The sequence below is a fragment of the Cylindrospermopsis sp. CR12 genome (assembly GCF_001432185.1).
Classification (GTDB): Bacteria; Cyanobacteriota; Cyanobacteriia; order Cyanobacteriales; family Nostocaceae; genus Raphidiopsis; species Raphidiopsis raciborskii.
In genome coordinates this window covers 1-2,840 of sequence record NZ_LMVE01000117.1, presented here as the reverse complement: position 1 = coordinate 2,840, position 2,840 = coordinate 1, and the positions used below count along the sequence as shown (strand labels likewise).

The following is a 2,840-nucleotide window of genomic DNA, read 5'->3' as shown; positions in this document are numbered from 1 at the left end:
ATGCGGGATGTGCGGGACTATAAGGTTAAATCCGGTGGAAGTGAAAGACTTAATACTTCCAGTCCTTTCAATATCAAGGCTGAGTCTTTAACCCTCAGTAATTTTACTTTATCAGAAGTAGAAGAACTTTACTTACAACATACACAAGCTACGGGACAGGTGTTTACTCCGGAAGCCATCCATCAGGCATTTTATTTAACTGATGGACAACCGTGGTTAGTTAACGCCCTAGCTCGTCAAGCTACCCAGGTTTTGGTGAAAGACATTACCCAACCCATTACTGCTGAAGTGATTAACCAAGCCAAGGAAATTCTGATTCGACGCCAGGATACCCATTTAGATAGCTTAGCAGAAAGATTACGGGAAGAGAGGGTCAGGGACATTATTCAACCTATGTTAGCTGGTGAAGACTTAGCTGATACGCCAGAAGATAACTTACGATACGTGTTAGATCTGGGTTTATGCCGTCGCGATCGCGGGGGTGGACTGGAAATTGCTAACCCTATTTATCGAGAGATTTTACCTAAAGCTTTAGCCTCCGTGGCGATCGCCTCTTTAACTTCGGTGGAACCCAACTGGTTAAACCCTGATGGCACACTCAACCCTCAAATCCTATTAGACTCTTTTTTGGAATTTTGGCGACAACATGGGGAACCACTGCTCAAAAGTGCGCCCTACCATGAGATTGCTCCTCACTTGGTGTTAATGGCATTTTTGCATCGGGTAGTGAATGGTGGTGGTACGTTAGAACGAGAATATGCCATTGGTTCTGGGAGGATGGATATTTGTTTGCGCTATGGCAAAGTGGTGATGGGCATAGAGTTAAAGGTGCGGAAAGAAAAGTTAGATCCGCTAACCCAGGGTTTGATCCAATTGGATAAATATCTGAATGGTTTAGGATTGGATACAGGTTGGTTAGTGATTTTCGATCGCCGTGCGGGGTTACCACCCATGGGAGAGAGAATTAGTACGGAGCAAGCTATTAGTCCAGGGGGACGCACTATTACCGTTATTCGCAGTTAGGGCGATTGCGAAGCACTCCCTATGGGAGATCGCCAGAGGACTTGTAGGTTGGGTTGAGCAACGAAACCCAACAAACCCACGGGATATAAACACTCCCCATGGTAGCAATTACCCGTTATTCTTTTGGATGTGATACCTTACCAAGGGGCTAGTTTTTCGTTGGTACGCTTCCCTCTGGGAAGTAGAATTAATGGAAACCTCTATGAAATGCGATCGCACGATGAGTTCACAGTCACTAAAATTACACTTAGATTAAAATTTCTAACCAGCGATCGCAGCAGATCTAGCAATCGAGCTTGAACTGACACATCCAGTCCACCCGTTGGCTCATCCATAAGAATCAAATCCATAAGAATCAACAATTCTTAGTTTTACCGCATCTGGAGCAAAAGGTAAACGAATAAACTCCTCTTTTGACCCTTTTTCGTCGAACAAACGACAAACTTCCTCAATAGTAAAATTCATAGTTTTTTCAGAGGATAATAGACAACTTCTTTTCCCAACACATAAACAGATACAATAGCACAGAGCACAGGTAAATCCGGTGATATTAAGAGGAAATCAGCATCCAGACCCGGAGCAACTTGTCCCTTACGATCGCCAATACCAGCAGCAGCAGCAGGTTTACTAGAAACCAACGACCATGCTTCTTCAAAACACATTAGTCCCTCTTCTGCTATTTTGAAGGGACTATAAAATAATGAGGGATAGTGATAGTCCGAGCAAAGACAATCAATAACTTGAGATTTTATCCCCGTCCCCACACTCATTAAACCAAGGTGAGAACCTCCACGCACTAAATTAGGTGCCCCCATTAGTACAGAAGCTCCATAAGCTTGACACTGAGCCGCCAAATCCACACTCGCCGGAAATTCCGCAATTGCCACCCCCCTTTTTTGACTAAGAGCCACCTTTTCTGGTGTATCATCATCATGGGAAGCCAGAGGAATATTCCGCCCCTGGGCGATTTTGATGAGAGTTTCTATTTGCTCATCAGCTTGGTCTCTTGTTTCCCTCACCTGCATAACCAGTTGAGTTATTTCCTCCAGAGATAAAGAAGTTCTTTGTTTAATACTATTTAGGTATCTATACCATCTCTTTTCTTCTGGAGTAGATGGTAGATGGTCATTTATCGATAAAATATCTATACGACCCGTCTCCAACCATTCACACAACTCATCATGTCCCAAAACATTAGCTTCCTCATGTCTAATATGAATCCGGTGATTAGTTTTTAAAAACTCCTTACCCGTGCCTAAAATAAATTCCATAATATGACCAGCCGTTTCGCGACTGCGTAAACCAGGTTCATAGGAATCGGTAATAGAGCAGTAAAAAGTCGTGATACCCCATGCCAAAAGATTTCGGTCGTTTTCAACCATAGCCATAGACAGGGGAATATTTATTCCAGGCCTGGGACAAATCATTCTTTCAAAAGCATCCCCATGCAGGTCAATAATCCCGGGTAACATTTGTAAACCCTGTCCATTCACTATCTCAAATCCATAGGGAACCTCACATTGGTTAACACTCGTAAATATCCCATCCTCTATCAAAACCGTGCCGTCCTCTATCCATCCCCCAGAACTCAGGACCTTAACACCTTGAATGGCAACTTTGCTACTTGTCACAGACTCTCCCGCCATTTTTCTAAAACGTTTATTCAAAACCTATTAACTATTAATCATTTCCGCTCTAAGTAGGTGGGTGGAATTAAATATAAGATGAACCTAGTAGGTTGGGTTGAAGTATGAAACCCAACACCCCCATAGGTTACCCTACTGCTAACCCATCCTGTTTAATATCTGGTTGAACTA

The 2,840-nt window shown here is 43.2% G+C and carries 3 protein-coding genes and 1 pseudogene; 1 reads left to right on the top strand and 3 read right to left on the bottom strand.

Translation table 11 applies throughout. From position 1 onward, the window contains the following. The coding region (locus tag ASL19_RS13400; RefSeq protein WP_057178721.1) for a hypothetical protein at positions 1-1,023 on the top strand (1,023 nt) is incomplete at its 5' end. Positions 1,024-1,253: 230 nt separating this feature from the next. Here the strand turns inward: ASL19_RS13400 and phnK are convergent. The 3 genes and pseudogenes from phnK to ASL19_RS13395 all read right to left on the bottom strand — a co-directional run. Beyond that, a pseudogene (gene phnK / locus ASL19_RS18840) lies at positions 1,254-1,367 on the bottom strand (phosphonate C-P lyase system protein PhnK); the annotation flags it as partial. Next, on the bottom strand, positions 1,351-1,488 hold the full coding sequence (locus tag ASL19_RS17930) for a hypothetical protein (protein ID WP_161808606.1): 138 nt from the start codon (positions 1,486-1,488) through the stop codon (positions 1,351-1,353). The pseudogene phnK and the gene ASL19_RS17930, both read right to left, overlap by 17 nt. Further along, positions 1,485-2,669 (bottom strand): alpha-D-ribose 1-methylphosphonate 5-triphosphate diphosphatase, encoded by a 1,185-nt coding sequence (locus tag ASL19_RS13395; protein WP_057178720.1) that lies wholly within the window; start codon positions 2,667-2,669, stop codon positions 1,485-1,487. Before ASL19_RS13395 ends, ASL19_RS17930 begins: the two co-directional genes overlap by 4 nt. Positions 2,670-2,840: the final 171 nt, after the last annotated feature.